The following is a 25,379-nucleotide window of genomic DNA, read 5'->3' as shown; positions in this document are numbered from 1 at the left end:
ATGGCAAAGATCGAGAAAGTCGAACTGCGCATGGTCGACTTGGTGCCTAAGGTCAAGCGCACCGATGCCATCCAGAGTTTTGTCAGCCAGGAAACACCGATCGTCACCATCACCGATGCCGACGGCGCGGTCGGCTCCGGCTACAGCTACACGATCGGCACCGGCGGCTCGTCGGTGATGCGACTGCTGGCCGACCACCTTGCGCCGCGGCTGATCGGCCGCGACGCCGACATGATCGAGGCGGTCTGGCGCGAGTTGGAGTTCGCCACCCATGCCACGACGATCGGCGCGATCACGGCAATCGCGCTGGCGGCCATCGACACTGCTCTTTGGGACCTGCGGGCGAAGAAACAGAGACTGCCGCTGTGGAAGCTGGCCGGCGGCGCCAAGGACCGCTGCCCGCTCTACACGACCGAAGGCGGCTGGCTGCATATCGAAACCGAGGCGCTGGTCGAGGATGCGCTGGCCGCCAAGGCCAAGGGTTTTCGCGGCTCGAAGGTCAAGATCGGCAAGCCGCACGGTTCCGAGGATCTTACTCGGCTGACGGCGGTGCGCCGGGCGGTTGGAGACTCCTACGAGATCATGACCGACTGCAACCAGGGCTTTTCGGTCGACGAGGCAATCCGCCGGGCCGAACGCTTTCGCGACCTCGACCTCGCCTGGATCGAGGAACCGCTGCCGGCCGACGACATTGACGGCCATGTGCGGCTGTCGAGTGCGACGTCGACGCCGATCGCGGTCGGCGAGTCGCTCTATTCGATCCGGCATTTCCGCGAATATATGCAGAAGGGCGCGTGTTCGATCGTGCAGGTCGATGTCGGCCGCATCGGCGGCATTACGCCGTGGCTGAAGGTGGCGCACGCGGCCGAGGCGTTCGACATCCCCGTCTGCCCGCATTTCCTGATGGAACTGCATGTCAGCCTGACATGCGCCGTTCAGAACGGCAGATATGTCGAGTATATTCCCCAGCTCGACGAGCTGACCGGCAAGAAAATGCGTATCGAGGACGGGCACGCATTGGCGCCGGACGAGTCCGGCATCGGCATCGACTGGGACTGGGATGCGATCAAGGCGAAGAGCATCGCGGAATTCACCACGACGATAGTGAAATAGGAGGCGGACATGCAGCGAATGGGAATGGTGCTCGGCCTCAAGCCGGAGAAAGTCGCCGAGTATGTGCGGCTTCACGCCGCCGTCTGGCCGGACGTCCTCAAGATGATTTCCGCCTGCAACATCAAGAATTATTCGATTTATCTGAGGGAGCCGGAGCACCTTTTGTTCAGCACCTTCGAGTACCACGGCACCGATTTCGCCTCCGACATGGCCAAGATGGCGGCCGATCCCACGACGCAGGAATGGTGGGCGCTGTGCATGCCATGCCAGGAGCCGCTGCCGACCAGCAAGGAGGGCGAGTGGTGGGCGTCGATGGACGAAGTCTTCCATTATGACTGATGACATCTTCGATCCTGCCTCGCTTTCCCAGGCCTGGGCACAGCCGTCAAAGCCCAGGCCGATCGTGATTTTCGGCGCCGGCTCGATCGTCGGCGATGCGCATTTCCCGGCCTACGGGAAAGCCGGTTTCCCGGTTGCCGGGCTTTTCGACCCCGACCTGGCCAAGGCCGAAAAACTGGCGCAGAAATGGGGCGTCACCGCTTACCGGTCGGTCGAGGAAGCTGCTGCGATCAAGGACGCCGTCTTCGACCTGGCGACACCGCCGGCCTATCATGCCGGCGTGCTCAGGGCGCTGCCCGATGGTGCGGTGGCACTGATCCAGAAGCCGATGGGCAGCAATCTCAGCGAGGCGACCGAGATCCTCGAAATCTGCCGCTCCAAAGACCTCCAAGCGGCGGTGAACTTCCAGCTGCGCTTCGCGCCGATGATGCTGGCGCTCAGGGATGCGATCGCCAAGGGCTGGCTGGGCGAAGTGGTCGATTTCGACGCATGGCTGGCGCTGGCGACACCCTGGCAGCTCTGGGAATTCCTGTTGCAGGCGCCGCGCGTCGAGATCGCCATGCATTCGATCCATTATCTCGACCTGATCCGGCAATTGCTCGGCGACCCCAAGGGGGTTCACGCCAAGACGCTCGGCCACCCCGGCCACAAGGTCGCGCAAACGCGCACCAGCGCGATCCTCGACTATGGCGACACCGTGCGCTGTGCACTGTCGATCAACCACGATCACAAATTCGGTCGAAAACACCAGGCCTGCGAATTCCGCATCTGCGGCACCGAAGGCGCCGCCTACCTCAAACTGGGCGTCAACCTCGACTATCCGCGCGGCGAGCCGGACATCCTCGAAATCTACCCCAAGGGCGGCACGGACTGGATTGCGGTTCCACTCGTCGGCGCATGGTTTCCGGACGCCTTTGCCGGCCGCATGGCCAATGTCCAGCGCTACGCATCTGGCGAGGACGCCGAGCTTGTCAGTTCCGTCGAGGACGGCTGGAACACCATGGCGCTGGTCGAAGCCGCCTACCAATCGAGCGCGGCGCCGGCAACACCGATAGCGGCGAGGCCCTGACATGGAGCAGACTGTCTATTTCGAGGACTACCAGATCGGCTCGTCGCGCATGACCAGCGGGCGCACCATCACCGAGACCGACTTCGTCGTCCATGCCGGCCATACCGGCGATTTCTTTCCCCACCACATGGACGCCGAGTTCATGAAGACGACGCCGTTCCGCCAGCGCATCGCCCACGGCACGCTGGTCTTTTCGGTCGGCGTCGGGCTGACGGCGAGCGTCGTCAACCCGGTCGCCTTCTCCTATGGCTACGACAGGCTGCGCTTCATCAAGCCGGTGTTCATCGGCGATACGATCAGGACCCGCACCACCATCTCGGCCAAGGAGGACGACCCGAAGCGACCCGATTCAGGCCGGGTCGTCGAGCGCTGCGAGGTGATCAACCAGCATGGCAACGTGGTGCTGGTCGCCGACCACATCTACATCGTCGAGCGTCGCGACAAGCCGAGCAGGGCGTCGACGGACGGCCCCGAAACCTGAAACAAAAAAACCGCCTTGCGGCGGGTCCTCAGTGCGAATCAGCACCATACGCAAATTAGTAGCATAGCTGCCGGCACAAAGCAAGAACAAAATGTGGCGCTGTCGGCAAAAAATGCGAATTCACTTCACCCGTTCCCGTCTTTATCCGCTTGCCGAGGTCGCGCTCAAGGCTGCCTGCCCCGGAACGTTAAGGTGGAACTGCCGGCAGGCAGCGGATGATGCCGACATCGGGAATTGGTCACACCCGGTTGACCGGATATACCGCCTTGCCGCCGCGCAGGACCGCTGCGACATCGGCAAACACCTTGTTGCGAACCTCCGCGTAAGACTGCGTCGAGTAGTGCGCCGCGTGTGGACTGACCAGGACGGTGTCCAGCGCCAGCAGCGGATTGTCGGGCGAAGGCGGCTCCTGCTCGAACGTGTCGATGCCGGCGCCCGCCAGATGGCGACGCCGGATCAGATCCGCCAACGCGACCTCGTCGACGAGGCCGCCGCGGGACACGTTGATGAATATCGCTCCTTCCTTCATCCGCGACAGGGCATCCGCCGACATGATGTTTCTGGTCTCCGGTGTCGCTGGAACGTGCAGCGAGACGATGTCGGCCCTGGCCAGCAGCTCGTCGAAGCCGACCGGTTCGGCACCGCCGGCCGTGATGCGCTCTGCCGGCATATGCGGGTCGTAGGCGATGATATGATAGCCGAAGACCCGCGCCCGCTCGGCAGTCAGGCGCCCGATCTGGCCGAAGCCGATCAGCCCGAGAATCTGCCTGTCCGGCCGCGTGATGCCGGCACCGTCGGTCATCGCCGCCCAGCGGCCGGCGCGCACCGCGCTGTCGAACTGCTTCAGCCTGCGCGCCAAGGCCAGGATCAGGGCCATGGCGTGGGTGCTGACTTCCACCAGATTGGCGTCCGGCACGTAGGTTACCTGAACACCGGCACGGCTAGCGGCCTCGACGTCGATCGAGTCGAGCCCTACGCCGAACCGCCCGATGACCTTGAGGTTCTTCAGTTCCGCCAAAACGCGAGCCGTGATCGGCTCCCGCAATACCATCAATGCGTCGGCGTCGCGGCAGTGTTCGATCAGGGCATCTTCTGTGAGCAGCGTCTTTTCGACAAACTCGGCGCTCAAGCCGTCGAGGTAGCGCAGCTGCTCCTCCTCGACTGACAGCACACCGTCGGTCTTGATGATCTTCATGGCAAACTCTTGCTATGAGGCGCTGCGCGCCGAGGCGACGCCGGCGGCAAGGCCGGCGCCGAGAAACATCGTGTCGCTGGCCAGCATGTAGAAGCTGATGCCGTGCCGCGACCATTTGCCGACATCATCCGCCGAAGGGCGAAAGATGCCGACGGCCTTGCCGGCCGCGCGCGCTACGGCCGCAATCCTGGTAATCGCGGCATTGAGCTTGTCCTGGCCGGCCGGCCCCATGGCGTCGATCGAGACCGACAGGTCGCCGGGGCCAATGAAGACCACGTCGACGCCGTCGACCTGGACGATGTCGTCGATGTTGGCGAGGCCCTCGGCCGTCTCGACCTGGATGGCGACCGTCAGGACCTCGTTGGCCGATTTGAGGTAGTCCGGAATCCTGTAGCCATAACCGGCGGCGCGGCCTGGACCGACACCACGTGCGCCGACCGGCGGGTAACGGCAGGCCATGACCACCATGCGGGCTTGCTCGGCCGTCGAGACGCGGGGTACCAGGACGCCCGACGCGCCGGCGTCGAGCGCGGCCGCCATCCATTCCGGCGTGTGGCCGGGAACGCGCACCATCGCGGGAACCTTGTGGACATCGGCGGCGCGAACCAGATCCTCGAGCCGTTCGCGGCCGATCTGCGAATGCTCCCAGTCGATGCACAGGAAATCGACCCCGCTGGCGGCCGCCACTTCGACCGCCACCGGGTGCGGGATGGCGCAGAACGTGCCGATGAGGCGATCGAGAGAGACACATTTCTTGCGAAAGTCGTACATGAAATCTCCAGAGATTTTTCGGCGTCGGCAAAACCTGTTTGCGCTATGTGGCCCGCGGCAAAGGATGCACGGCTTCCGTCGACATCGGGAAATGCCGGCTGCCGCCTGAAAACGGCGGGAAAGTCTTGTAGTCGGCGCGCATCTCCAGCCGCGCCGGCGACTGCAGGGCGTGCGTCAATGCCGCGGGGCTGTCGAACATGACCCGGTTGCGCTGCATATGGTCGATGCGCGGCCAGGGCAGCGAACCGCACCAATCCAGTCGCGACAGAACCTCGATGTGGCGAATGCCGGGGAAGCCCCGCATCAATTGCGGATGATGCGTCACATAGTGGTAGAGCCAGACATTCATGTCTTCGGCCGGCCCGGGATAGTGGACAAGATAGCTGCAGGGGAGCCCCGACGTCTGGACGCCAGCGTCGTCGACGGGAAACGGACGCACGCACATAGCCTGTTGCGTCGGCCTCGAACCGGCGACGCTCGACAGCATACCCGGTGCGGCAAGCGCCTGCAGATGGCCGGACGGCGCCAGCGCCGCCTCCATGTCCGCCAATTCGTCGAAATAGAGCTGGAAGCCAAAGACCGGCGGTGGGCCATCCTTGTTGAACATGTCCGTCGCCACTTCGGGCAGATAGATGTTTGCAAGCGCAAGGCCCGGCGTCGATGCAATCACCCCCCGCACGGCATCAACGTCTTCACCGGCGATGGCCAAATTTGCCTCGCGGTCATCATGGAAGAAAGCAAGATAGGCAAAGCGCATTTGGACACCTGCTGGATCGAGTTCGACTAGATCAAATTCGGAAGAAAGAGAGCGATCTGCGGAAAGAGGACAATCAGCAGGATCAGCAAAAGCGTCAGCGCGATGTAGGGTGCCGCTGACATGGCAACCGTCTTGAGCGATGTGCCTTTCGGCGCAACACCGATCATGATGAACAGCAGCAGACCAAACGGCGGCGTGGTGAAGCCGACCTCGTAGGCGAGCAGCAGGATCAGCCCGAACCATACCGGCTCGTAGCCGAATTGCTGGGCGGTCGGCACGAAGATCGGCAGCGTGATCAGCATCATCGAGACCTGATCCATGAACATGCCGAGCAGCAGGATGACGAGCACCATCATGAGCAGCATGGAATACGGTCCAAGATCGTAGCCGACGATGAACTGGATAAAGCCGTTCGAGGCGCCGGAGAAGGCGAATATCTGTGAAAACGTCGTCGAAGCCGAGATGATCAGGAAGGTCATGCCGGTGACCTTCATCGCATCGTCCAGCGACTTCCAGACAACCGACCAGCTGAACCGCCGGTAGACAAACAACAAGGCGAAGACGGCGGCACAGCCGAGCCCCGCCGACTCGGTCGGCGTCGCTATTCCAAGGATGATCGTGCCGACCACCATGAACACGATGACGCTCATCGGAATGATGTTGACGGCAACCGCCCTCACCTTCTCGGCCGCAGGAACGGCGGGTACCGGATAGTGCGGAGCGGCGTCCGGATCGATCTTCGTCTGTGCAAAAATCAGCGCCGCGTACATGACAACGAGAAGCAGTCCGGGCAAAGCCCCCGCGATGAGCAGCGCGCCGACGTCGATCTGGGCCAGCGAGCCGAGCAAGACGGCCAGCGAGGATGGCGGGATGATGACGGCAAGGCTTCCGGCACCAAGCACCGGGCCGTAGGCCATATGCGGCTTGTAACCCCGCTTCAGCATCTCGGGCACCATCAGCGAGCCCATCATGCCGGTATTTGCGAGGCTCGAGCCTGATAGCGCGGAAAAGATGGTGCCGGCGGCGAGAACGACATAAGCGAGGCGTCCGCGCAGATTGCCGATGCACAGGTCGAGCGCGTAGATGACTTTCTCGCCGAGGCCGGAGCGGAAGAACAGGCTGCCCATGACGAGAAACATCGGCAGCGGAGCAAGCGCATAGGTCGAGACGGCGTCGGAGAAGTTGGCGACCATCTGCGTCACGCCGATCGAACCGCCGAAGAACAGGTACAGCCCGATCACATTGGTGACGAAGAACGCGAAGGCGACCGGCAGCCCAAGCCCCATCAACACGAGGATGGTGCCAACGAGCACGGCGAATGGATACAGCCAGGCCACCGTTCAGAGCCCTTCCATTTCCAGAGGATCCAGCGTGTACAGCGTGTCACGGCCGAGCAGATATCTGAGCCATTCCAGCGCGGAGAGGTAGAAGGCGAGCATGATGGGCAGAAAGACCAGCCATTTCGGCATGTCGAAACTGCGCGTTTCATATTCGCCGCCCGCCACGGCGCTTGTCAGGGAAAACAAGGCGACGCTGCCAAGGTAGAGGCTGACGCCGATGCAGGCGAGATAGACCAGTTTTTCAAGCACCGCCCGAGCCCGCATCGGCAGCGCCTTGCGCAGGAACTCGACGAAGACATGGCCCTTGCTGTGGACCAGCCAGGGCATCGGCAGGAATGCCGCGTAAAGCAGGCCGTATTCCGTCGCCGATACTGCCCAGGCAAGCGGCCTCAGGCCCAGATTGCGGACGCATACATCAGCAACCACCGCGACGATGATGAGGCCAAGCACCACTTTTGCCGTCGCCGCCAACGCAAGGCTCAGCTTCGCAATCGCTGCAAACAATCTGTCCATGTCCGACGACCCTCATGTCCACCGTTGCCCCGCTTTTGCCCAGCTTTGATGGAGGGCTTACAAGGCAGCCTCCGCTCGGCTACTGGAAGAATTTCTTCAACTGATCGATGTTGGTGGGATCGCGTTTGGCCATTCTCGCCCAGCTCGCCTGCGTGGCAGCCGCCAGGAATTTGTCGCGGCCGGCACCGGTCAAGCTAATCACCTTCTGCCCGCCGTCGATCATCGCCTGTGCCTGCTTTTCCGACTCGGCAAGATTGGCGTCATAGCTCGCGCGCTCGTATTCGACGGCCGTGTCGGCAAGCAGCTTCTGCGCCTCGGGCGACAGCGTGTCCCATTTGGCCTTGTTGATCGAGATCAGCACGTCGGTTTTGAAGAATTGCGGGTCGACACGGTATTTGGTGAACTTGTCCCAGCCGAACGACGCATAGCCAAACACGGTATAGGCGTTGGCATTGACGACGCCGCGCTCGAGCGAGGTGTAGACGTCCCCTGGCGCTTGCACGATCACCGTTGCGCCCAGGGATTCAAGGAAATCGCGATAGAGCGGCGACGAGCGGATCTTCAGGCTGCTCCAGTCGATGCTGCCTTCGCTGTTGAGCTTGGGTTCGTCGATGGTGAAGACGTTGAAGCCCGAGCCCGCGTCGACATGCGCCAGCAGATGGGCATTGGCCTTCTTCTCGAAAATTCCGCTGATGAAGTCCCAGCCGCCATTCTCGCGAACCTCCCACGGCGTCTTTGTCGATGCGGAGAACACCTCGCCTTCGGGCACGAGCTCGAGGAACTGCCCTGCCGGCGTGTCGATCACGTCGATCAGGCCGCTCCTGAGCGCCGCGCCCTGCTGGATCGGCGGAATGACCTCCGGCCCGCCACGCACGTTGATCTGGACCACGCCCTTGCCCTTTTCGTTCACCTTCTGAACGAATTTCAGGAAGCTCTGGGCGTAGCCGTTCTGCGTCGGCGTGAAATGCACGGCGTTGAGGACGACCTCCTCGGCCGCGGCGATACCCACCACACCCGACAGGAGTGCAGCCAGAACAAGGGATTTCCAAATGCGCATTGCCGTACTCCCTTTGATAGTTCGCCCATGATCCGGCCCGTGATCGGGCCGATCTGAAAATTACAATCGCTGCGCCGCCACGCGAACGGCGGTTAACTGGCATCATCTCCTACTGTCAGGAACCGTCCATGTGCGTAGAAGACCGGCGATCGGTCAGCGCGGTCCAGCGCGACGCCTGAGACGATGCCGATGACGATCATGTGCGACGCCCGCACAATGATTTCGGCCACCCGGCATTCGAACATTGCCCGCGCGCCGACAAGCAAGGGCGCGCCGGTTTCGCCACGCACCCATGATCCGGACGAGAACCGCGCGGCACCCTTGGCTTTGGTCATGCCGCCAAAGGCACGCACAACGTTCTCCTGATCGCCGGCGGGAAGATTGACCGAAAAGGGCAAGCCTTCGCGAATGGCCGAGGCAAAGGTGCTGCCGCGGTTGACGCAGGCCAGCAGCGACGGCGGCTCGGCACTGAACGAGCAGAGTGCCGTCGCTGTGATGCCGCAAAAGCCGATCTCGTCATGTTCCGACGCGAGAATGGCGACCGAGCCCGCCACGGCCCGCATTGCCTGCTTGAACGCGCGCGGATTGATGGCGTCGTGTCCATCCACCCACGGCGTCGGAATGGCGGCCGCCGGCATCAATTTACTCGAAGCCCGGCCTGGCGCATCAGCGGCAGCACGCGGTCGCAGAAGAAGGGCAGTTCGTAGGTGTAGTTGACGAATGTGAGGGCGGCGCCGGAATAACCCTGGTCCATGATCTCAGTGAGGTCGTCGACGATCTTTTCCGGCGTGCCGATGAGCGGGAAGGTTCCAGCACCGCCGGCGAACCTTTGCCGATATTCGGTGAAGGCCTTCGCATCATGCGAGTTCGCGAATTCCTTCTTCTTGCGCATATGCTCGTCGACGGCGCCCTCGTCCGCGCATTCCAGCGCGTAATGCCGGTAATAATCCTCGGCTTCCTGCTGGGTTTCCCGGCAGACGACGTGACAAACCGTATAGACGCCGACTTCGCGTCCGACTTCGGCCGCTCGGTTGGTGATGTCGACCACATGCGCACGGCCGTCGGCAATTTCGGAAAAAGTCGAAAACAGGTAGTCGCAGTGGCGCGCCGCATAGTTGCGCCCCGGCGCGCCGAAGGCGGCGTTCATGGTCACCGGTCGCGGCGCCTGCAGGCTTGGCGGGCGGCTGACGACCCCCTTCAGATCGTAGAACTCGCCGCTGAAGTCGAACGGCTCCCTCGATTGATAGGCACGCACGATGATGTTGATCCATTCCTCGGCCTGATCGTAGGTCCGCTCGCCGACCGTCTGCCCGAACATGGCGAACTCGTCCGGGTTCCAGCCGCAGACGATGTTCAAGCCGGCACGCCCGTTGGAGATGTGGTCGACCGTCGCCAGCGCTTTTGCAGCCTGCAGCGGATGAACCAGCGGCACATGCACCGTCATGAACAGGCCGATGTTTTCGGTGGCGACAGCAAGACCCGCCGCCCAGGTGAACGTCTCGAACGACCATTCCCGCACATGCGTCAAACCGCCGAAGCCGCGCCAGCGGGCGATCGGCAGCAGAAACTCGAGGCCGGCGCGATCGGCGATGCAGGCGGAGTTGAGGTTGTCTTCCCAGCGGGCACGCCAGCGCTCGGGGACGGTGGTCATTGCCAGGCCGCCATCGGCGTTCATGGAAAAGACGCCGAGCTTGAACCTGTTCGGCCCTTTCAGCGGGTGCTGCTTCCTGATCATGATTTCCCCCGCCGTGACATGCTCTTGCCCTCGCCGTCGGAGTTTTGAAACGGTGGGCTCAGCTTCATGAAACGCTCCTCGGCGTTCTGAATGAAGTGGGTCATGCGGTCGTAAGCGGCGACGGCGTCGCGCTTGACGAATGCCTCGTAGATGGCGCGCATGCCGGCCACGATCACGGCCTGCGTCGGCTGGTGCGACAGCGTCCTTAAACGGACGACGAGTACATGGTCGGCGAAGCGGGCAATCGTTTGTGAAAGACGCTCGTTCGCGACCGCGCCAAGCCAACAATTCCTGAATGCCGAATTGGCCTGGAAAAAGCGGTCGGCATCGCCATCTGCGGCCGCAGCCTCTGCCTCCCGGAGCGCGGCTGCCAGGGTCTTGAGGCCAGCGGCGTCAAGTGTCCGTGCGGCGTGCGCGGCGGCCCGCGGCTCGAGCAACCGGCGGACCTCGAAGATGTCGGCGACATCCGTTGCGGTAAGCGTGGGCAGCGTGAAGCCGCGTGTGGTGCCGACGAGATAGCCCTCATGCACCAACTGCATCAAGGCGTCGCGGACAGGCATTCTGGAAATGCCGAGCCGGGCGGCAATATCGACATCGACCAGCTTCTGGCCAGGCGCCAATTCGCCATGCTGTATCGTCAGCCGGACTTGTTGATAGACCTGGGCACGCAGATTGCCATCGCCAACCCGTTTGAGCTCTATCGTTTCCGTCATCCACGCCTTCCCATGCGAAGATTTCGTATATCGTTTGAGGCTGTAATCTCGCAGTCGTGCCGTTGAAATGCAGCCATATATCGGCAGAAATCGACCTGTCAGCCCTGTTCCCGGCTCAAGTGGAGCACAGGCTGGATCACCTGGCAAGATATTTCAAGTCTATAATGTATACTGTTTGAGCTCGCTGTCCGGAGGGCAGAGGATCGCGCCGTCTGTGCTGCCGCGCCGCGCGACGGCGGGGACAGCTAACGATCCGCGCGGTTCGGTAAAAAACGTACAGACGTTTTTCCGTGACACATCGAAGTTGGCGGATTTAACTAAAATTACTTGCGATCTGCACGCGCCGGCACGCCCACCCCCGATCCCCTCGCCGGTGCGCATCACTGGATCGCCCGCCGTATCGAAAGGTGCGGCGGGCTTTTCGTTTCGTTTGGCGGGAAGGCGCTTATGCGAGACTTGCCCAGGAATATCGACGCCGACGTCGTGATCGAAATCAGCAAGTTGCTCGACGACCGGGCGAAGTCCGTGCCGGTGCCGGTGCACAAGCTGGCGGCGATGATCCGGCTGGGCGTCGAAACCCTTCTGACCGATCACTCCATCGAGGAGCTGATCGTGGAAATGGCCGCGACGCGGGGGCTTCCGATGCTGTTCGATTTGCCGGTGATCAATGTCGACAACGTCGTGCCGATTGCCTTGGCGCGCCGTCCCCGCTGACATTTCGCTCGAGCCCCATCGGTAGTCGCGTCGCCGCCCGACTTCACTTGTCCTGATGCGCCGGCCGAGTGTCGCCTTTCTTTTCGGGGTCATGGGTATGGTGGCTGTCGCGTTCGCCGCCGCCGCCGGAGACCTTGCTGTGGCTGCGCAGGTCTGAATCGGCCGGCGGCTTTTCGACGCTCAGCGGCTTCTTGGCGTTTTCGTGCGCGGCGCCGGGACCGCCCTGGCGGATGCTGGCAGGAGTTTTCTTCGACGTGGACATGCCCTAGCGATCCTGGACGTTGCCTTGATGAGTGGTGTTGACCTTCGTATTGCCTTGCTGACCCTGCTTGTCGGGATCGGGGACGGTGGATTGCGGTGCCTGGTCGGCTGCTACCGATTTTTTGTCACCGGCGCCCTTTGGGCTCAGATTCTTCGGCGGCACAGGGGGAGGTTTCGTGCTCATGGCGTTTCTCCTTCCGCCACCCAAACAAGCGGCTCGGGAGAAAGGTTCCCGAGGGTCCGATACGAACGGCGATTGCCGCAACGAGCCGGGTCCACAGGCCGTGGCTTGGGGCCGGCGGGGCGCCCGCACAATCCAGGATTATTTCTTGATGATGTTTCCGTTGTTCAGATCGAAGGCCTGGGCACCGAACGCCTGCCTGAAGAAGTCCTCCTGCAGATCGCCCCATTCGCCGAGATAGGCGCCGCAATTGCTGCAATAGATCGGCGTCGAATCCTTCGGGTTGTCGGGAATCTCCATCAGGATCGTCCCGCACGCCTTGCAATCGAGCTTGTCATCCAAACGGCGGCCCATTGACACATGATCGCGCGTTTTCAGCCGCGCGCCAATTGTTGTTTTCGTACGAAGCCCGAATGGCGCGTTTTCCAACCAGCAAGGGGATCGAAAGCTAGCGTTCCGCCGGATTTCCGAAGGCCGGATCTCGCCGCCTCGAATACATCCCCACCCGCGGCAGCTCGTCTGGAAAGTCGACCCAGGGTAACCTCATGTCCCAGTATGCGTGGGCCTGTGGCGGAAACCGTTCGGGGTGATCGAGAAAGCCGATCGCCAGATAGAGTTCGTCGGGCAGGCCCTGGTCGACATAGCCGATCGATGTTCCGCAATCCGCGCAGAAGGACCGGAGCACACCGGGGGTTTTCGAAAAGGTCTTCGGTATGCCGGTGAGCAAGGTGAATTCAGAAGGCCGATAACCGACCCACACCGTTAGCGGGCTTCCTATCGCCTTGCGACAGTCGTCGTCGTGATCGGAGCAAACCCAGAACGGCTCGCCGCGCATTTGCGCCGTTATGGCGCCGCAAAAACAGGAACCCGTTTCAGTTCGTGGCATTGGCTAACTTCATGGCTGGACTCGCCTTCACTGCTGGCCCGGCATTTCGGTATTTTCCTTGGGGTTCTTCTTGATGCCGGCGGCAGGCGAGGTATCGGCCGGAGCATTGCCACCCTGGTTCTGTTCAGCGGCTCTTTTGAGCGGCGAAGTCTGCCAGCCCATATCGCTGTACAAAAAGCCTATGAGGAAGCCGACGATGATGATGGCCGAAATCACCATCGCAATTAACGCGTTACGTCGCTCCATTTCGCACGGCTCCTTTCTTTGAGCCGAACAAACCATGGCGGAAATGGTTCCGGTTAGACGGACTGCGTGACGGGACGGAGCCGGCCGGGAACATTCAGCCTCACGGCGGGTTCGTATGAGTGCTCTTCTACAGGGAGTGGCTTGCATGAAACCCGCGGTAACCGATCGCATTGAAACCAAGAAATACGACCACCCGACAGGCGGCTGGGGATCGCTCAAATCCCTGGTCCGCAAGGCGCGTGGCGAAGGCCTGCTATTGTCCGGGATATGGAGCACGCTGCTCAAGCAGAACAAGGCCGACGGCTATATGTGCGTGTCTTGCTCATGGGCGAAGCCAGCCCAGCCGAGGCCTTTCGAATTCTGTGAAAACGGCGCCAAGGCGACGATGTGGGACCAGACCAAGCTGCGCTGCGAACCCGCTTTCTTCGCCGAGCATTCGGTGGCGGAATTGCTCGATTGGCCGGACGACGATCTGGAGAAACAGGGCAGGCTTACGGAGCCCATGCGCTACAATGCCGCCGTCGACCGTTACGAACCGGTTTCCTGGGACGATGCATTCCGCGACATAGCTGCCGAATTGCGACGGCTCGATCCCAAATCGGTGGTATTTTACACGTCCGGCCGCGCCTCGCTCGAGGCCTCGTTCATGTATCAGCTTTTTGCGCGGATCTACGGGTCTTCGAACCTGCCCGATTCGTCCAACATGTGTCATGAATCGACCTCGGTCGGCTTGCCGGAATCGATCGGCTCGCCGGTCGGGACCGTGCAGCTCGAAGACTTTGCGAAATGCGACATGATGTTCTTCTTCGGGCACAACACCGGGGTGACGGCGCCGCGCCTGTTGCATCCGCTGCAAGAGGCACGTCAACGCAACGTGCCCGTCTTCACTTTCAATCCCTTGCCCGAGCGGGGACTGAAGCGCTTCAAGAATCCGCAAAACCCCATCGACATGCTATCGCCCGGACCGGGCACCAAAATGTCCAGCGACTTCTTCCAGGTCCGTTCGGGCGGCGACATCGCCACGATAACGGGTATCGCCAAAGCGTTGCTGGCGCTCGACGATGCCGCCCGCGAAAGCGGCAGGACGCGTGCCCTCGATACGGCTTTCATCGCCGAGCACACGCATGGCTTCGCCGAGTTCGAAGCCTTCCTGCGCAACACCCAGTGGAGCGATATCGTCGCCCGATCGGGCATTGCGCAGGCCGATCTGGAGCATGTCGCCGAGGTCTACAGCCATGCCAACGCGGTGATCGGCAATTACGGCATGGGCCTGACCCAGCATCGGCACGGCACCGAGAACGTCCAGATGCTGTGCAACCTTTTGATGATGCGCGGCAATATCGGAAAACCCGGCGCCGGTATTTCGCCGCTGCGCGGCCATTCCAATGTCCAGGGACAGCGCACCGTCGGCATATCGGAAAAACCCGAGCTCGTCCCGCTCGACAAGTTCGCCGAATTCTACGCCTTTGAACCGAAGCGTGAGAAAGGTCTCGATACGGTCGAGACCTGCGAAGGCGTCATCGACGGATCGGTCAAGGGCTTCGTCGGGCTCGGCGGCAATTTCGTGCGGGCCGTGCCGGAAACCGGCCTGGTCGAGAAAGCCTGGCGTGGGCTCGACCTGCATGTCGAGATCGCGACCAAGCTCAACCGCAGCCACCTCATCGCCGGCCGGACAACCTATCTGCTGCCTTGCCTGTCACGGCTGGAAAGAGATCATCAGGCGAGTGGCGATCAAAGGGTGTCGATAGAGGATTCCACTGCCTGTATCCATGGTTCGTTCGGATCGCGACCTCCGGCTTCGCCGCATCTGCTTTCCGAGCCCAGGATCGTCGCCGAACTTGCCAAGGCGACGGTGCCGGGCAGGAGTTCGAGCCCTTGGGATGAATGGGTTGGCGACTATTCCCGCATCCGTGACGAGATCGAGCGCTGCTACCCCAGCATTTCCGCGACTTCAACAAGCGCTTCCTGACGCCCGGCGGCTTCCATCGCGACATCAAGGCGAGCAAGCGGGTGTGGGAGACGCCGAACAAGAAGGCCAATTTCAAGCTGCCAACTGGCCTTGAAACCGATCCTGACATCGATGTCGTCGGCCGCGATGTGCTGACACTGATCACGGTCCGCTCCAACGATCAGTTCAACACGACCGTCTACGGCTACAACGACCGGCTGCGCGGCATCAGCGGCACACGCATGGTGCTGTTGATGAACGAGAAGGATATCCAGCGCCTCGGCTTGAGCGCGGGACAGGAGGTCGATCTCGAAGCCAATGCGCAGGATGGCGTGGAGCGCCGCGTGCGCGGGCTGCGCATCACGCCTTTCTCAGTGCCGGAGGGAAATTGCGCCGGTTATTATCCCGAGCTCAACCCGCTGATTCCTCTCTGGCACAGAGCCGAGAAGGCTCATGTCCCGGCCGCCAAATCGGTACCGGTGCGGATTGTTGCCTAGGCGTTCGTTGTTCGCGGCAGGCACGCACTATGCGGATGTGGCTTGGTTCAAATCATGACCTCAGCCGGCTCGCGCGAGTTCGTCCACGGCATTCAGGATCGCACTCTGGCTCGCCGGCTTCTGCACGATCCTGCAAGCGCGGAACCCGGCCGGAATCTCGCGTTCGCCATACCCGGAGAGGAAAGCGAACGGCACGCCTCGCCCCCGCAATGCCTCCGCGACCGGATAACTGGTTTCATCGTTCAACTGGATATCCAATAGCGCCGCGTCGATCCCGCCTTCGCCAACGAGCCGGAGGGCCGCCGTCACCGACGAAACCGGCCCAACCACCTGATGGCCGGCCTTGCGCAGGTAAGCCGCCGCGTCGTCGGCGATCAGCCATTCATCCTCGACGATCAGCACACGCACCTTTCCGGTCACGACGAGCCCTCGCGGGTCAGAGGGAATGCAATTTCCACCTCCAAACCATTTGAGCGGAAACTTGTTTCAACTTTTCCGCCCAGCCTGTAACCGATTTCTCCACGCAGAAGGGTAAGGCCGAAGCCGCTGTCGGTTGGCTCCTTGATGCGGGGGCCGCCCTTCTCGCGCCAGACGAGCTTGAAGGTGCCATCCGCCACCGACCATTTGACAACTATCCGCCCGGCAGGTTTCGACAGTGCGCCATATTTGGCGGCATTCGTCGCCAGCTCATGAATTGCCATGCCGAAGGAGAGCCCTTGCACAGGCTTGAGGCTTACCCGCTTGCCATCGAGCTCGAACCGTTCGGCCCCAAAGGGATCGAGTTCATGGCGCAGCAGTTCCTCGACGGAGGCTTCCGTCCAGCTTTCTCGCGAGAGCAGACTGTAGGCTCGTGACATCGCCTGCAGCCGGCCGATCAAGGCTTCGGCGAACTCGTCTTTCGAGGCCGAGTTTTCACGCGTCCGGTTGGTGATGCTGGCGACGACCGCCAGCATGTTCTTGACACGATGGTTCAGCTCCGAGATGAGCACCTGCTGACGCTCTTCAGCCTGCGCCAGCGTCGTCACGTCGATCAGGGTCACGACCACGCCCTGGATGCTGCCGCCTTTGTCCCGGTAAGGGTTGATGCGAACCAAGTAGAACCGGCCCTTGTCGTCGCGCGCAAGGTGATGGTTCAGGGTCTCTCCCGTCTCGAACACCGCCTGGATGTGCCGCTTCAACTCGGGGTAGTCGAGCTGGCTCGAAAGATCGGTCAGCGGTCGGCCGACATCGGACGGACGCAAGTTGAAGAACGACGACGCGGCGGGAGTGAAGGTCCGCACCACAAGATTGCGGTCGAGGAAGATGGTGGCGATTTCCGTGCTTTCGAACAGGTTTCTGAGATCGCTGTTGGCGCGGTCGAGTTCCTCTATCTTGCCAGTCAGCTCTGCGTTGATGGTGTTGAGCTCTTCGTTGAGCGACTGCATCTCCTCCTTCGAGGCCTCAAGCTCCTCATTGGTCGACTGCGCCTCTTCATTGACGGAGACGAGTTCCTCGTTCGAAGACTTTACTTCCTCCAGCGCGGTCTCGTATTCCTCGATGGTCGACTGCAGCCGCTCGCGCGTGTCGCGCAACTCCCGTTCGAGATCGGTCGTATCTTCGGCGCCGCGGCTTTCGCGTGCCGGATCGGAGCGGATCTGGGCCTGTCCCACCGGATTGAACAGGACGAGGTAGAGGGGCTCGCCATTGCCGCGTTCCGTGTACGGCTCGACCATCAGTGTAATGAACTGAAGCTGTCCGTCGTCTTCTTCGACCGCTATGTTCTCCCGAACGACCGTGCGGCGCGTCGTGGCTGCCTCCCGCAACGCGGCGCGCAGCTCAAGTCTCAGCCCGCGGCGGGCCAGTGTCAGCAACTGCCGGCTCGGGGCGCCTTGCGGTGCTTCCAGATATTTGCCCGTCCTCGCCGAATAGTAGACGATGTCGCCATCGCCATTGACCAGAACGTGAGGCGGGGCGAACCGCTCCAGCACCTGAGCCTCGATCGCCTGGCGTAGTGAATGGCTGGCGGCATCCTTCGTCGAGCCGCCGCGTCCGACCGGAAGGGCACCCGTGGGGCCATTGCCGATCAGAACCAGCGGCCGCGGCGTGGAATGTTCCCGCGCCTGGAAAATCCGATGCTTCTTGTCGACCGTGGCAAAAAGGTCGCCGTGCTGACCGACGCTTTCCGAGGTGCCGAGGAACAGATAGCCGCCCGGCCTCAGCGCGTAATGGAAGATTGGAATCACCCGGTTCTGGATCTGCGGGCCGAAATAGATCAGCAGGTTGCGGCAGGAAATCATATCCATGCGCGAGAAGGGAGGATCGCGGATAATGCTGTGCGGCGAAAAGATGCACAGTTCGCGCACCTCGTTGCCAAGCACGTAGCTCGCGCCGTCGCTGTTGAAAAAGCGTTGCCTACGTTGTGGCGAAAGCCCGTGCAGCAGCGCTTCGGGATAACGCGCCGCACGCGCCACCGCGAGCGCCGGCTCGTCGATGTCGGTCGCGAATATCTGGACGCGCGGCGGCGCGGAAAGCTTCTCCATACGTTCGCGCATCAGCATGCCGATCGAGAACACTTCCTCGCCGGTGGCGCAGCCGGGTACCCAGACACGCACCGCATCGGAGGCGTTCTTGCCTTCGAAAATCTGCGGTAGGATCTTGTCCTCCAGCAATTTGAACGCTTCGGCGTCGCGGAAAAAGCTGGTGACGTTGATGAGCAGGTCGCGAAACAGCTTCGCCACCTCGTCGGGATCCCTCTTCAGCCGTTCTATGTAGGTGGTGATCGACTGCAGCTGCGTGATCTGCATGCGCCGCTTTACGCGACGCAGGAACGTCTTGGTCTTGTAGCCGGAAAAGTCGTGACCGGAATGGCTGCGCAAAATGGCGTAGATTTCATCGCGGGCCCGATCCATCCCGGCCTTGTGTTCGTCGTCCGCCTCGGTCAGTCCGTGCAGCACATCGAAGCCGCGGGCAAACGCCTGAAGCTTTGCACCGATCTGCTCGGCGGGCGCCGCTATGTCGATCAGGCCGCTCGAAATCGCGCTCTGCGGCATGTCCGGATTGCGTGGGGCGGAACCGTTGGACGCCTGGGCAATGGTCAGCCCGCCATGCTCCTTGATTGCCCTGGCGCCGAGCGTGCCGTCCGAATCACCACCCGACAAGATAATGCCGACGGCATACTCGCCCTGGTCCTCGGCCAATGCGCTGAAGAAGATGTCGATCGGCTTGCGCTCGCGGTTGAGCGTGTTCGGCCTGCGCAGCGAAAGCGCGCCCTTGCGGATGGTGAGGACGACGTTTTGCGGCATCACATAGACCTGGTCGGGTTGGACCGCTGCGCCCTCCTCGGCCACGACGACCGGCATTTCGGTATAACGTCGGATGACCTCGTGCAGCAGGCTTTCCCGCTCCGGGCTGAGATGGGTGACGACGACGAACGCCATGCCGGTGCCGCCGGTCAGTCCTTTGAACAGGCCCTCCATCGCGGGAATGCCGCCGGCCGATGCGCCGACACCGACAATGGGAAATCTTCCATTCTGGGATGCCACGCCACGCCCCTGACAACCGCCGCGAACACAAAGCCGCCAAATCGGGCCTTAGACTAAGACCGCGCCGAGCCTCCGGCCAGCGAATAGTCTACCAACGGAACAAAGCACCGTCGGTGGGCATTAACATTTGACTTTGGAGGCGGTTCCAATGGCAAAACGACCACCTGAAATAAAGCCGGCCAAGCGCATCCTGTTGCCCTCGCCGGACCTGACCAAGTTCCCGGTGTCTGAGAACATTCCGCCTCGCCTGCTCGCGCTCGCGGAACGGTTGCAAGAGGTTCTGGCCCGTCACTTTGAACAAGTCTGCGCCGACAGCCGTAAAACCCGCAGGAAGAAGGATCAATGAGGTGCGCGACCTGCAAGGCTTGCATATCCTGATCGTCGAGGACGAATGGATGCTGGCGGGCGATCTTGCACGTTATTTCAGCAAGATGGGCGCCGTCGTACTTGGCCCCGTGGCGACGGTCGAACAGGCGTCGAAACACACGGAGGAGGCGGAAGCTGCGATCCTGGACGTCAATCTCAACGGAAGACGGGTATTCCCGATAGCGGACGAACTGATGCGCCGTGGCGTGCCGTTCGTGTTTTTCAGCGGCGATGAAGACATCGTTATTCCTGAGCGCCTTCGATATGCCAGCAGTCTCAGAAAGTCCTCGGACGGCCAGGCTGTTTTCGACGCTCTTTTTCCGGCCGAGACGTCGGCATCGAAAGGAGGCCGAGCGTCCGAGCCCTCAGACGACGTATTTTCGCTTCTGCCTAAGCTCCGGCTCGCGGCACGTCTGCTGCTGGGAGACATGGATGCTTCCGACCGGCTGGTCGAGCGAACGCTCGAGCAGGCCATCGGCGAAATCGACAACAGACGATCTGGTTCCTCGACAGAGGATTGGCTCAACGGCATCATGCGAAACATCGTCAAGGCACGTGGAGCAAACCTGCTGCACTAACCACGGCCGCCGCCGGCAACTAGACGATGTTAGCTTTTCCGGCTGCGCTCGACGAATTTGTTGAAGCGGCTGGTCTTTCCGCCGCTGGTCTCATCCTGGTAGAGGAAGGCCAGTTCGTTCTCATCGAAGATCCTGAAGAACTCGTCCCATTCAACGGGCTCAAACGTCTCTTCAGGCTCGCCGAAGTCGATGCGCAATATGCCGCCCTCGCCCTTGGTGCGCACCACCGCCGGCCGCCCGTCGCGGTCCTCGGCCCAGCGGCGGATTTCGTCGTGATCGGTGGTCGTCTTCGATTCAGACATCGCAATCTCCCTTCGATTCCACCGCGAGATCCCCCGCGTTGCACAACCAGAAGATGCATCGCTGCCCGGCATGTGCGCGCGGTTGGTCGAACATGGCTCCTAACACCAAGCAGCCTTCGATGTTCCCACGCCTGGTTGAAACCTACCCCGGCGAGCCTCCTGAACTTTGTTGAAGCAAGGGAACAAACCTTTCGCCCGGAAGTTTGGGGCGGCAAAGCCATTCGTATGAGGAGCTGTCGTGAAACGTATACTGGTCACGGGAGGCTGCGGTTTCATCGGCCGCCACGTCGCCCAGGAACTCGTTGAACATGGCTATGGGGTTTCAATTCTCGATGCGCTGCTGGATCAGGTGCATGGCGGCGAGGCAATCAGCCTGCCGCCAGGTGCCAAGCTGATCAAAGGCGACGTTCGCGATCGCGACGCCATCGCCGAAGCCGTCGAAGATGTCGACTCGATCATTCACCTGGCGGCTGAAGTGGGCGTCGGCCAGTCCATGTACGAGATCGCCCGTTATGTCGGCGCCAACGACCTCGGCACTGCCACGTTGCTGGAGGCGCTGATCAAACGCCCGATCGAACGGATCGTCGTTGCGTCATCGATGAGTGTCTATGGCGAGGGTCTCTATGCCACGCCGGACGGCCGGCGCATCGACAATGCAAAACGGCAGCCGGACGACATCCGCAGCGGCCAATGGAATCCCCTGTCGCCGGAAGGTGAAGTCCTGTCGCCGTTGCCCACCGACGAGCAAAAACCGGTCGACCTCGCCTCGATCTACGCGCTGACAAAATATGCCCAGGAACGTGCCGTGCTGATCTTCGGCGAAGCCTATGGCGTCGACGCGGTGGCGCTGCGCCTGTTCAATGTCTTCGGCGCAGGACAAGCGCTCTCGAACCCATATACCGGCGTGTTGGCGAACTTCGCCTCCCGCATCGCCAATGGCCAGCGGCCGCTGATTTTCGAAGACGGCGAACAGCAGCGCGATTTCGTTCATGTACGCGATATTGCCCTCGCCTTCCGGCTGGCGCTGGAACAGCCCAAGGCGTGCGGCCACGTCATCAACATCGGCAGCGGGCGCGCCTACGCGGTCAGCGAGGTCGCCCGGCTGCTTGCCGAGGCGATGGGCGTGCCCGGCCGCCAGCCGGAAATCCTCGGCAAGGCACGCTCCGGTGATATCCGCAACTGCTTTGCCGATATCTCGAAGGCGCGCGAACTGCTCGGCTTCCAGCCGCAGTACCGGCTGGAGCATTCGCTCGGCGATTTCGTCGCATGGGTGCGTAACACGGTCGCCATCGATCGCAGCGCCGAGATGAAGCGGGAACTCGAAGTGCGAGGGCTGGTGTCATGAGACCGGATTCACGCAATTTTCGCGAAGCGCCCATCGCCATTATCGGCGGCAGCGGCTTTATCGGCTCGAACCTCGCCGACAGCCTGTTGTCGGACGGCGAGCCGGTGCTGGTCATCGACAATCTGAGCCGTCCCGGCGTCGAGCAGAACCTCGAATGGCTGACGCAAAAGCACGGCAACCGCCTCGCCGTCGAAATCGCCGATATCCGCGACGCAAAGGCGCTCACGCCGCTGGTCGCAGGTTCGAAGGCAGTTTTCCACCTTGCCGCGCAGACCGCCGTCACCACGAGCCTGGTTCGGCCGGACGAGGATTTCGACATCAACCTGCGCGGCACGTTCAACGTCCTGGAAGCCGCTCGCTGCAGCGGCAAGCGCATCCCCGTCGTTTTCGCCAGCACCAACAAGGTCTATGGCCGCCTCGCCGACCTCGCCATGCGCGAAGAGGACGGCAACTACGCGCCTTGCGATGCGGGCATCCGTGTGCACGGCGTCGACGAGACGCGCGGCCTCGATTTCTGCACGCCCTATGGCTGCTCCAAGGGCGCGGCGGACCAGTATGTCCTCGACTACGCCAAGTCATACGATCTGCCGACCGCGGTGCTGCGCATGAGCTGCATTTATGGACCGCGCCAATTCGGGACGGAGGATCAGGGCTGGGTCGCCCATTTCCTGCTTAGCGCGTTCTCCGACCGGCCGATCACCATCTATGGCGATGGCAAGCAGGTGCGCGACATCCTGCATGTTGCCGACGCGGTCGCGGCTTATCGCGCTGTGCTGGACCGGATCGAGGCGGTCAAGGGCCAGGCATTCAATCTCGGCGGCGGACCGGAAAACGCTGTCAGCCTGCGCATGCTGCTGAAGGAGATCCGCGACATAACGAAACGGGACGTTCCGATTCGTTATGACCGCGAACGCACCGGTGACCAACCGTTCTTCGTCGCCGACACGCGCGCGATCGAGGCGGCGCTGGGGTGGAAAGCGCATGTCTCGTGGCAAAACGGCATCCGCGACCTCGCCGACTGGCTGCAGCGTCATCGCCTCGACCCGCATCCCGAACCGGCGAGGTACGTGGCATGAAGGTCGCCCTGGTCAATCCGTCCTGGACCTACCAGGACAGCATCTATTTCGGCTGCCGCCAGCCGCATCTGCCGCTCGAACTCGGCTATTCGAAAGCGCTGCTCGAAGCTGCCGGCCACGAGGTGCTGATGCTGGACGGGCAGATCCAGAAGCTCGACAACGCCGCGCTCGCCGATCGCGCCGCCGCATTCGAGCCTGACATAACCGTCGTCAGCACCGCGCCGACCTACCTGTTCTGGCGCTGCGCACCGCCCGAGTTGCGCGTGCCGGCCGATTTCCTCAATCATCTTGCCGGGCGCGGCGGTCGCACCGTCGCCGTCGGGCCGCATGGCTCGGCGACGCCGACGCCGACTTTGCGCAAGCTTGGCGTCAACATTGTCGTGCGCGGCGAATGCGAGGAAGTGGTCGCGGAACTTGCCCGGCGCGACGACTGGACCGCGGTGCCGTCCACCGCCCATTTCGAGGATGGAGAACTGGTCTCGAACGGCGGCGTGCATGCGAGCTCGTTCATCGATCACCCGCCGCTCGAATGGCCATCGGACTGGATTGCCGCGCATTCGCACCACCATCACCGCTTCGACGACAACCAGGTCGGTTTTGGCGCGGAGGTCGAGGCGTCGCGCGGCTGCCCGTATAATTGCAGTTTCTGCGCCAAGATCGATTTCCGCGATGCCTATCGCCGCCGGAACCACGAAGCAGTGATCGCCGAGATCGACCGGCTGATCGCACAGGGTGTCGGCTACATCTACTTCATCGACGAGATCTTCCTGCCGCAAAAGGCATTGCTGGAGGCGCTGGTCGATCGCGATGTGAAGTTCGGCGTGCAGACCCGTATCGACCTCTGGAAGCCGGAATTGCTGAAGCTGCTCGGTGCCGCCGGCTGCGTCTCGATCGAGGCGGGCCTCGAAAGCCTGACTGTGGAAGGCCGCGCCATGCTGGCAAAACGCTGCCGGCTGGGCACCGAGGAGCTGGCCGCGCTGCTGGTCGACGCAAGGCGCCACGTGCCGTTCGTGCAGGCCAATCTGATCGGCGTGGTCGAGGACGATCCCGCGCTCGTCGATTATTGGCGAAAGCACCTGATCGACAACGGCGTTTGGGCCAACGAACCGGTGCCGCTCTATCCTTATCCGAGTTCGCCGAGCTACCGCGAACTTTGGGGCGAGCCCGACGACCTCGCCTGGGAGCGCGCGCATGAACATTACCTCGCATCCTTCCGAACGTTCAGCGACATCCAGGAGAAGCGGCCGCGTCCGCTGGCCGAATTGGAGGCCACATGTTGCGGACACTGAGCCCGCCGCGTCGCATACTGATGACCGTCGATGCCGTCGGTGGCGTCTGGCGCTATACGCTCGATCTGGCCGGGCAACTGGTCGCCGGCGGCGACAGCGTCGTGCTTGCCGGGCTTGGTCCGGAACCGTCCAGGCAGCAGGCCGAGGAGGCCCAGTCTTTCGCGGCGCTGACATGGCTCAACACGCCGCCGGACTGGATGACCCGCAGCGAGCACGTTCTCGACACATTGCAGCAGGAGCTGCGCCCACTCATACGTGACTACGCTGTCGACGTCGTCCATCTCAATGCGCCGACGCAGGCGGCGGCGCTCGACGTGCCCTGCCCCATCGTTGCGGTATCGCATTCCTGCGTCGTGACATGGTTCCACGCCGTCAAGGGACAGGCGGCGGACGGCGAGTGGGCCTGGCAAAAGGACCGTAACCGGCGCGGTTTCGACAAAGCAGGCATGGTCGTTGCACCGAGCCGCAGCCATGCCGACATGCTCGAAACCTGCTACGGGCCGATCGCGCGGCTGAGCGTCGTCGGCAACGGCGCACGGCCGGGCGCGAAGGGCGAAAGGCGGGAATCGGTGGTTTTCGCCGCCGCGCGCTGGTGGGATGAAGGAAAGAACGCGGCGGTGCTTGACCAGGCCGCCTCCCTAACGCAATGGCCGGTCTTCGTCGCCGGTTCGCTGCAAGGGCCGGACGGCCAGCATGTTGGCTTCAGCCACGCCGTTCCCGTCGGGCCGGTACCACACGAGGAAGTGCGCTCGCTGATGGCGCGGGCCGGCATTTTCGTATCGCCGTCGCTCTACGAACCGTTCGGCCTGGCCACGCTGGAAGCCGCAATGTCGGCGACGCCTTTGGTGCTTGCCGATATCTCGACCTACCGCGAATTGTGGGACGGGGCGGCCATGTTCTACGACGCGCGCGATCCGGGCGATCTCGCCAGATGCATCAATGGTCTTTGCAGCGACACGCAGCGCCGGCGAGAACTCGGTGAGGCAGCCGCCCGCCGAAGCCGCAGATTTTCATTGGCAAGACAGGCGACCGCCATGCGCGGCGTCTACGACAAGGCGGCCCTGGCCACCATGGCGGATAGTTGAT

General features: G+C 62.3%; 28 protein-coding genes and 1 pseudogene. 12 read left to right on the top strand and 17 right to left on the bottom strand.

The window, feature by feature from the left end; translation table 11 throughout:
- From NKH37_RS17490 to NKH37_RS17475, 4 genes are read left to right on the top strand one after another with little or no spacing between them, the layout of a single operon-like run.
- Positions 1-1,113: a mandelate racemase/muconate lactonizing enzyme family protein gene (locus NKH37_RS17490; protein ID WP_352845816.1), complete on the top strand. Its 1,113-nt coding sequence runs from the start codon at positions 1-3 to the stop codon at positions 1,111-1,113.
- A gap of 9 nt (positions 1,114-1,122) precedes the next feature.
- On the top strand, positions 1,123-1,452 hold the full coding sequence (locus tag NKH37_RS17485; protein WP_352590351.1) for an L-rhamnose mutarotase: 330 nt from the start codon (positions 1,123-1,125) through the stop codon (positions 1,450-1,452).
- Positions 1,445-2,521: a Gfo/Idh/MocA family protein gene (locus tag NKH37_RS17480; RefSeq protein ID WP_352590354.1), complete on the top strand. Its 1,077-nt coding sequence runs from the start codon at positions 1,445-1,447 to the stop codon at positions 2,519-2,521. The genes NKH37_RS17485 and NKH37_RS17480 overlap by 8 nt, the downstream gene beginning before the upstream one ends.
- 1 nt (position 2,522) lies before the next feature.
- Positions 2,523-3,002 carry a MaoC/PaaZ C-terminal domain-containing protein gene (locus NKH37_RS17475; RefSeq protein ID WP_352845813.1) on the top strand — a complete coding sequence of 160 codons (480 nt, stop codon included), beginning with the start codon at positions 2,523-2,525 and terminating at the stop codon, positions 3,000-3,002.
- Between the two features lie 238 nt (positions 3,003-3,240).
- Here NKH37_RS17475 and NKH37_RS17470 read toward each other — a convergent pair whose 3' ends face one another.
- The 9 genes from NKH37_RS17470 to NKH37_RS17430 all read right to left on the bottom strand — a co-directional run bounded on the left by NKH37_RS17470 (position 3,241) and on the right by NKH37_RS17430 (position 11,083).
- Complete coding sequence (locus tag NKH37_RS17470; RefSeq protein ID WP_352547444.1) at positions 3,241-4,197, bottom strand: C-terminal binding protein; 957 nt, start codon at positions 4,195-4,197, stop codon at positions 3,241-3,243.
- Between the two features lie 12 nt (positions 4,198-4,209).
- Entirely contained in the window at positions 4,210-4,968 is a 759-nt protein-coding gene (locus tag NKH37_RS17465) for an HpcH/HpaI aldolase family protein (RefSeq protein WP_023716650.1), read from the bottom strand.
- Positions 4,969-5,011: 43 nt separating this feature from the next.
- Positions 5,012-5,725, bottom strand: coding sequence for a hypothetical protein (locus NKH37_RS17460; RefSeq protein ID WP_352482785.1), 714 nt, complete (start codon positions 5,723-5,725; stop codon positions 5,012-5,014).
- A gap of 26 nt (positions 5,726-5,751) precedes the next feature.
- Entirely contained in the window at positions 5,752-7,062 is a 1,311-nt protein-coding gene (locus NKH37_RS17455; protein WP_353041246.1) for a TRAP transporter large permease, read from the bottom strand.
- A gap of 3 nt (positions 7,063-7,065) precedes the next feature.
- Positions 7,066-7,578 carry a TRAP transporter small permease gene (locus tag NKH37_RS17450; RefSeq protein ID WP_023716647.1) on the bottom strand — a complete coding sequence of 171 codons (513 nt, stop codon included), beginning with the start codon at positions 7,576-7,578 and terminating at the stop codon, positions 7,066-7,068.
- Positions 7,579-7,657: 79 nt separating this feature from the next.
- Entirely contained in the window at positions 7,658-8,635 is a 978-nt protein-coding gene (dctP, locus tag NKH37_RS17445) for a TRAP transporter substrate-binding protein DctP (RefSeq protein ID WP_352547442.1), read from the bottom strand.
- Between the two features lie 92 nt (positions 8,636-8,727).
- Entirely contained in the window at positions 8,728-9,273 is a 546-nt protein-coding gene (locus NKH37_RS17440; RefSeq protein ID WP_353005003.1) for a flavin reductase family protein, read from the bottom strand.
- Positions 9,273-10,367 (bottom strand): LLM class flavin-dependent oxidoreductase, encoded by a 1,095-nt coding sequence (locus tag NKH37_RS17435; protein WP_352455311.1) that lies wholly within the window; start codon positions 10,365-10,367, stop codon positions 9,273-9,275. Before NKH37_RS17435 ends, NKH37_RS17440 begins: the two co-directional genes overlap by 1 nt.
- Positions 10,367-11,083, bottom strand: coding sequence for a GntR family transcriptional regulator (locus tag NKH37_RS17430; RefSeq protein ID WP_352895232.1), 717 nt, complete (start codon positions 11,081-11,083; stop codon positions 10,367-10,369). The genes NKH37_RS17435 and NKH37_RS17430 overlap by 1 nt, the downstream gene beginning before the upstream one ends.
- Positions 11,084-11,566: 483 nt before the next feature.
- Here NKH37_RS17430 and NKH37_RS17425 point away from each other — a divergent pair, with 483 nt between their 5' ends.
- The gene (locus NKH37_RS17425) at positions 11,567-11,797 is read left to right on the top strand and encodes a hypothetical protein (RefSeq protein ID WP_352547441.1); all 231 of its coding nucleotides are present in this window, start codon (positions 11,567-11,569) and stop codon (positions 11,795-11,797) included.
- A gap of 43 nt (positions 11,798-11,840) precedes the next feature.
- Here the strand turns inward: NKH37_RS17425 and NKH37_RS17420 are convergent, their stop codons facing one another.
- The 5 genes from NKH37_RS17420 to NKH37_RS17400 form a co-directional block, all read right to left on the bottom strand.
- On the bottom strand, positions 11,841-12,059 hold the full coding sequence (locus tag NKH37_RS17420) for a hypothetical protein (protein ID WP_352482793.1): 219 nt from the start codon (positions 12,057-12,059) through the stop codon (positions 11,841-11,843).
- Between the two features lie 3 nt (positions 12,060-12,062).
- Positions 12,063-12,242 carry a hypothetical protein gene (locus NKH37_RS17415; RefSeq protein ID WP_031193315.1) on the bottom strand — a complete coding sequence of 60 codons (180 nt, stop codon included), beginning with the start codon at positions 12,240-12,242 and terminating at the stop codon, positions 12,063-12,065.
- A gap of 138 nt (positions 12,243-12,380) precedes the next feature.
- Positions 12,381-12,539, bottom strand: a complete 159-nt coding sequence (locus tag NKH37_RS17410) for a hypothetical protein (RefSeq protein ID WP_023716639.1) — start codon at positions 12,537-12,539, stop codon at positions 12,381-12,383.
- Positions 12,540-12,687: 148 nt separating this feature from the next.
- Entirely contained in the window at positions 12,688-13,125 is a 438-nt protein-coding gene (locus tag NKH37_RS17405) for a GFA family protein (protein WP_352482796.1), read from the bottom strand.
- Positions 13,126-13,152: 27 nt separating this feature from the next.
- Positions 13,153-13,407, bottom strand: coding sequence for a hypothetical protein (locus tag NKH37_RS17400; protein ID WP_353005004.1), 255 nt, complete (start codon positions 13,405-13,407; stop codon positions 13,153-13,155).
- Between the two features lie 109 nt (positions 13,408-13,516).
- On the opposite strand from NKH37_RS17400, the pseudogene NKH37_RS17395 reads away from it, so the two are divergent.
- A pseudogene (locus NKH37_RS17395) lies at positions 13,517-15,816 on the top strand (FdhF/YdeP family oxidoreductase).
- Positions 15,817-15,876: 60 nt separating this feature from the next.
- On the opposite strand, the gene NKH37_RS17390 reads toward NKH37_RS17395, so the two are convergent.
- Positions 15,877-16,236, bottom strand: a complete 360-nt coding sequence (locus NKH37_RS17390; RefSeq protein WP_352493917.1) for a response regulator — start codon at positions 16,234-16,236, stop codon at positions 15,877-15,879.
- Positions 16,233-19,337: a CheR family methyltransferase gene (locus NKH37_RS17385; RefSeq protein ID WP_352856154.1), complete on the bottom strand. Its 3,105-nt coding sequence runs from the start codon at positions 19,335-19,337 to the stop codon at positions 16,233-16,235. The genes NKH37_RS17390 and NKH37_RS17385 overlap by 4 nt, the downstream gene beginning before the upstream one ends.
- Before the next feature lie 148 nt (positions 19,338-19,485).
- On the opposite strand from NKH37_RS17385, the gene NKH37_RS17380 reads away from it, so the two are divergent.
- Both NKH37_RS17380 and NKH37_RS17375 read left to right on the top strand, forming a co-directional pair.
- Positions 19,486-19,683 carry a hypothetical protein gene (locus NKH37_RS17380; protein WP_352493915.1) on the top strand — a complete coding sequence of 66 codons (198 nt, stop codon included), beginning with the start codon at positions 19,486-19,488 and terminating at the stop codon, positions 19,681-19,683.
- Position 19,684: 1 nt separating this feature from the next.
- Positions 19,685-20,281, top strand: coding sequence for a response regulator (locus tag NKH37_RS17375; protein WP_352493914.1), 597 nt, complete (start codon positions 19,685-19,687; stop codon positions 20,279-20,281).
- A gap of 29 nt (positions 20,282-20,310) precedes the next feature.
- Here NKH37_RS17375 and NKH37_RS17370 read toward each other — a convergent pair whose 3' ends face one another.
- Complete coding sequence (locus tag NKH37_RS17370; protein WP_023716631.1) at positions 20,311-20,583, bottom strand: hypothetical protein; 273 nt, start codon at positions 20,581-20,583, stop codon at positions 20,311-20,313.
- 238 nt (positions 20,584-20,821) lie between these two features.
- Between NKH37_RS17370 and NKH37_RS17365 the strand changes: the two genes are divergently transcribed.
- The 4 genes from NKH37_RS17365 to NKH37_RS17350 are packed head-to-tail and all read left to right on the top strand — an operon-like array spanning position 20,822 to position 25,378.
- Entirely contained in the window at positions 20,822-21,928 is a 1,107-nt protein-coding gene (locus NKH37_RS17365) for an NAD-dependent epimerase/dehydratase family protein (protein WP_352493913.1), read from the top strand.
- Complete coding sequence (locus NKH37_RS17360; RefSeq protein ID WP_352482802.1) at positions 21,925-23,004, top strand: NAD-dependent epimerase/dehydratase family protein; 1,080 nt, start codon at positions 21,925-21,927, stop codon at positions 23,002-23,004. Before NKH37_RS17365 ends, NKH37_RS17360 begins: the two co-directional genes overlap by 4 nt.
- Positions 23,001-24,293, top strand: a complete 1,293-nt coding sequence (locus NKH37_RS17355; protein ID WP_352482803.1) for a TIGR04295 family B12-binding domain-containing radical SAM protein — start codon at positions 23,001-23,003, stop codon at positions 24,291-24,293. Before NKH37_RS17360 ends, NKH37_RS17355 begins: the two co-directional genes overlap by 4 nt.
- Positions 24,278-25,378 carry a glycosyltransferase family 4 protein gene (locus NKH37_RS17350; RefSeq protein WP_352482804.1) on the top strand — a complete coding sequence of 367 codons (1,101 nt, stop codon included), beginning with the start codon at positions 24,278-24,280 and terminating at the stop codon, positions 25,376-25,378. Before NKH37_RS17355 ends, NKH37_RS17350 begins: the two co-directional genes overlap by 16 nt.
- The last annotated feature ends 1 nt before the right edge of the window (position 25,379 follow it).

It is taken from the genome of Mesorhizobium sp. M1217 (assembly GCF_040318275.1).
Lineage (GTDB): Bacteria > Pseudomonadota > Alphaproteobacteria > Rhizobiales > Rhizobiaceae > Mesorhizobium.
Note: the sequence above shows the minus strand (reverse complement) of the source record. Positions and strands in the feature narration are given on the sequence as shown.

Bases quoted from the DNA above. Each gene is read 5' to 3' on its own strand.
- NKH37_RS17350 (WP_352482804.1), top strand. From the start codon at position 24,278: ATGTTGCGGACACTGAGCCCGCCGCGTCGCATACTGATGACCGTCGAT.
- NKH37_RS17410 (WP_023716639.1), bottom strand. From the start codon at position 12,539: ATGGAGATTCCCGACAACCCGAAGGATTCGACGCCGATCTATTGCAGC.
- NKH37_RS17460 (WP_352482785.1), bottom strand. From the start codon at position 5,725: ATGCGCTTTGCCTATCTTGCTTTCTTCCATGATGACCGCGAGGCAAAT.
- dctP (WP_352547442.1), bottom strand. From the start codon at position 8,635: ATGCGCATTTGGAAATCCCTTGTTCTGGCTGCACTCCTGTCGGGTGTG.
- NKH37_RS17380 (WP_352493915.1), top strand. From the start codon at position 19,486: ATGGCAAAACGACCACCTGAAATAAAGCCGGCCAAGCGCATCCTGTTG.
- NKH37_RS17470 (WP_352547444.1), bottom strand. From the start codon at position 4,197: ATGAAGATCATCAAGACCGACGGTGTGCTGTCAGTCGAGGAGGAGCAG.
- NKH37_RS17490 (WP_352845816.1), top strand. From the start codon at position 1: ATGGCAAAGATCGAGAAAGTCGAACTGCGCATGGTCGACTTGGTGCCT.
- NKH37_RS17360 (WP_352482802.1), top strand. From the start codon at position 21,925: ATGAGACCGGATTCACGCAATTTTCGCGAAGCGCCCATCGCCATTATC.
- NKH37_RS17465 (WP_023716650.1), bottom strand. From the start codon at position 4,968: ATGTACGACTTTCGCAAGAAATGTGTCTCTCTCGATCGCCTCATCGGC.
- NKH37_RS17405 (WP_352482796.1), bottom strand. From the start codon at position 13,125: ATGCCACGAACTGAAACGGGTTCCTGTTTTTGCGGCGCCATAACGGCG.
- NKH37_RS17355 (WP_352482803.1), top strand. From the start codon at position 23,001: ATGAAGGTCGCCCTGGTCAATCCGTCCTGGACCTACCAGGACAGCATC.
- NKH37_RS17370 (WP_023716631.1), bottom strand. From the start codon at position 20,583: ATGTCTGAATCGAAGACGACCACCGATCACGACGAAATCCGCCGCTGG.
- NKH37_RS17430 (WP_352895232.1), bottom strand. From the start codon at position 11,083: ATGACGGAAACGATAGAGCTCAAACGGGTTGGCGATGGCAATCTGCGT.
- NKH37_RS17485 (WP_352590351.1), top strand. From the start codon at position 1,123: ATGCAGCGAATGGGAATGGTGCTCGGCCTCAAGCCGGAGAAAGTCGCC.
- NKH37_RS17475 (WP_352845813.1), top strand. From the start codon at position 2,523: ATGGAGCAGACTGTCTATTTCGAGGACTACCAGATCGGCTCGTCGCGC.
- NKH37_RS17415 (WP_031193315.1), bottom strand. From the start codon at position 12,242: ATGAGCACGAAACCTCCCCCTGTGCCGCCGAAGAATCTGAGCCCAAAG.
- NKH37_RS17420 (WP_352482793.1), bottom strand. From the start codon at position 12,059: ATGTCCACGTCGAAGAAAACTCCTGCCAGCATCCGCCAGGGCGGTCCC.
- NKH37_RS17450 (WP_023716647.1), bottom strand. From the start codon at position 7,578: ATGGACAGATTGTTTGCAGCGATTGCGAAGCTGAGCCTTGCGTTGGCG.
- NKH37_RS17480 (WP_352590354.1), top strand. From the start codon at position 1,445: ATGACTGATGACATCTTCGATCCTGCCTCGCTTTCCCAGGCCTGGGCA.
- NKH37_RS17440 (WP_353005003.1), bottom strand. From the start codon at position 9,273: ATGCCGGCGGCCGCCATTCCGACGCCGTGGGTGGATGGACACGACGCC.
- NKH37_RS17400 (WP_353005004.1), bottom strand. From the start codon at position 13,407: ATGGTTTGTTCGGCTCAAAGAAAGGAGCCGTGCGAAATGGAGCGACGT.